The 276-nt window shown below is 59.4% G+C and carries 1 protein-coding gene; it reads right to left on the bottom strand.

Annotated elements, in window-relative coordinates; translation table 11 throughout:
- On the bottom strand, window positions 1–257 hold a 257-nt coding region (locus SB659_RS19400; protein ID WP_410551579.1), incomplete at its 3' end, for a hypothetical protein.
- Window positions 258–276 lie beyond the last annotated feature (19 nt).

Here is a 276-nt window from a genome sequence, read left to right as displayed (position 1 = left end):
GCCGATGGCACCAGCCTGCCGAGAACGAGAGCCCCGAAGCCATCTTCCTGCGCGAGCAGATCAGCATAGGGCGCTGCTGCCTCGGACCAAACGAGTTCGAGAATATCTCGACTTTCAGCCCAGATTAGGCGCCACGTGACGGATATACTGCCGGCATCCGTCACCCCGAAGCGCATCGCATTCATGGTCAGTTCGTGGAAGGCCATGCCGAGATTGAGAACTGCATTGGCATCTAGCACTACCTCTGGGCCGGACACTTGGACTGGCTGGAGAGCC

The organism is Arthrobacter sp. SIMBA_036 (genome assembly GCF_046535135.1).
Classification (GTDB): Bacteria; Actinomycetota; Actinomycetes; order Actinomycetales; family Micrococcaceae; genus Arthrobacter.
The sequence above is the reverse complement of the archived record's forward strand: the minus strand, read 5'-3'. Positions and strand labels throughout refer to the sequence as shown.